Source organism: Devosia sp. (genome assembly GCF_036676215.1).
In the GTDB taxonomy this organism is placed as follows: domain Bacteria; phylum Pseudomonadota; class Alphaproteobacteria; order Rhizobiales; family Devosiaceae; genus Devosia.
This window is the reverse complement of the sequence record NZ_JAKFDJ010000051.1, coordinates 1-2472: the sequence shown is the minus strand read 5'-3', so window position 1 is coordinate 2472 and position 2472 is coordinate 1. Positions and strand designations below refer to the sequence as shown.

General features: G+C 63.6%; 2 protein-coding genes. Both read right to left on the bottom strand.

Annotated features, from left to right (window positions below; all coding sequences use genetic code 11):
- Positions 1 to 606, bottom strand: a 606-nt coding sequence (locus tag V6M52_RS04390; RefSeq protein WP_332699842.1) for a beta-ketoacyl synthase N-terminal-like domain-containing protein, incomplete at its 3' end; no start/stop codon positions are given.
- Positions 607 to 701: 95 nt separating this feature from the next.
- Positions 702 to 2472: enoyl-CoA hydratase-related protein (locus tag V6M52_RS04385; protein ID WP_332699839.1), on the bottom strand; the 1771-nt coding region annotated here is incomplete at its 5' end.

Below are 2472 nucleotides of genomic sequence, written 5' to 3'. Positions count from 1 at the left end.
CGACATCACTTCATAAGGGGTGATTTCGCTGCGGAATTCGCCTGCCTGCATCGCCGCGATGGCTTTTTGGTGCGAGGCCAGCGCGAAGGCGTCCTGGTCCTCGCGCGAGATCTTCCACTCCTCGGCCACCTTCTCGGCCGTGATGCCCATGCCGTAGGCGATGGCCACATGGTCGTTGTCGAACACGCTGGGCGCGAGAGCGATCTTGTTGCCCATCATGGGCACCATCGACATCGACTCCGTGCCGCCGGCCAGCATCAGGTCGGCGTTGCCCAAGCGGATCTGGTCGGCCGCCAGCGCCACGGCCTGTAGACCCGAGGAACAAAAGCGGTTGATGGTCTGCGCGGCGATGGTGTTGGGCAGGCCGGCCAGCAACAGGCCGATGCGCGCCACGTTCATGCCTTGCTCGCCCTCGGGCATGGCGCAGCCGATGATGGCGTCGTCGATGCGGCTCACGTCGATGCCCGGGGCCTGGGCGACGACGGCTTTCAGCACATGCGCCAGCATGTCGTCTGGACGGGTATTGCGGAACACGCCTTTGGGCGCCTTGCCTACCGGGGTGCGGGTGGCGGCGACGATGTAGGCTTCCTGGATCTGCTTGCTCATGGATAACTCCGGAATTCGAGATTCGAGATTGGGGATTCGGTAGTGCAGGGATTCGGGCTTCGCTTTCACGAATCCCGAATCCCGTTTCCCGATTCTCAGTTTCTAAGGGGCTTGCCGGTCTTCAGCATGTGGCCGATGCGCGCCTGGGTCTTTTCCTGTTGCGCCAGTTCCACGAAGTGCTGACGCTCGAGCTTCAACAACCATTCTTCGTCGACCAGCGATCCGCGGTCTACTGCGCCGCCGCACAGCACGGTGGCGATGCGCACCGCTATTTCGTAGTCGTATTCGCTGATGAAGCGGCCCTCCAGCATGTTCACCAGCATCATCTTGAAAGTGGCGATGCCGACATCGCCGGCGACCTGGATGCGGCGCGCGGGCAGGGGCGGGCGGTAGCCGCTTTCGGCCAAGGCCAACACTTCCTGTTTGGCTACGTACAGCAGCTCAAAGGCGTTGAACACGATCTTGTCGGTCTTGCGCATCAGGCCCAGTTCCTGCGCCTCCATCGCCGAAGCCGAAACCTTGGCCATCGCCACGGTCTCGAAGGTCTTCTTGAGCTCGGCGAACACATCGCCGCCCGCGCCTGCCGCTTGCGAAGCACGCACCGCGATTTCCTTTAAGCCGCCGCCGGCCGGCAGCAGGCCAACGCCCGCTTCCACTAATCCCGTATAGCTTTCCAATGCCGCCACGGTCTTGGCGCTGTGCATCTGGAATTCGCAGCCACCGCCCAACGCAAGGCCACGCACCGCTGCTACCACTGGCACCAGCGAATACTTGATGCGCTGGCTGGTGGCCTGGAAGTTGGCGACCATGGCGTCGAAGCCTTTCACATCGCCGGCTTGCAACAGACCCATGGCACCGGAAAGATCGGCGCCGGCGGAGAATGGCTCGCTGTTTTGCCACAGCACCAGTCCCTTGAAGTCCCGCTCGGCGCGGCCCACCGCTTCCTGCAGACCGTTGAGCACATGGTCGTTGACGGTGTTCATCTTGGTCTTGAAGCCGACCACCGCGATGCCGTCGCCGTCGGTCCACATGCGTAGGCCATCGTTCTCGAACACGGTTTCGCCGGCCGGGAATTTCTCTCCCAGCAGCGGGTCCGGGAAACGCTGGCGCTGGTAGACGGGCAGGGAAGAGCGCGGCAGCTTGGCGTTCTTGACCGGGCTGTAGCTGCCCTCGGCGGCGTGCACGCCTTCGCGGCCATCGAATACCCAGTTGGGCAACGGCGCCGAACTCATGGTCTTGCCGGCGACGATGTCATCGGCGATCCACTGCGCCACCTGTTTCCAGCCGGCGGCCTGCCAGGTCTCGAACGGGCCCAGCGCCCAGCCGTAACCCCAGCGGATGGCGAGATCGACATCGCGCGCGGTCTCGGCGATATCGGCCAGGTGGTAGGCGCTGTAGTGGAACAGGTCGCGGAAGGTGGCCCACAGGAACTGCGCCTGCGGGTGCTGGCTTTCACGCAGTTTGGCGAACTTCTCCGCCGGGTTCTTCAGCTTCAGGATCTCGACGACTTCCGGTGCGGCGACGCCGGTCGACGGACGATAGTCCTGGGCCTTCAGATCGAGTACCACGATGTCCTTGCCGACCTTGCGGAAAATGCCGGCGCCGGTCTTCTGCCCCAGCGCGCCCTTGGCGATCAAAGCCTGGAGCCATTTGGGGGCGGCGAAATACTTGTGCCAGGGATCGTTGGGTAGGGTGTCGCCCATGGTCTTGATGACGTGGGCCATGGTGTCCAGGCCGACCACATCGGAAGTCCGGTAGGTCGCCGACTTCGGACGCCCGATCAGCGGGCCGCTGACGGCATCGACTTCATCGAAACCCAGGCCGAACTCGGCGGTGTGGTGGATGCTGGCCAGGATGGAGAAAACG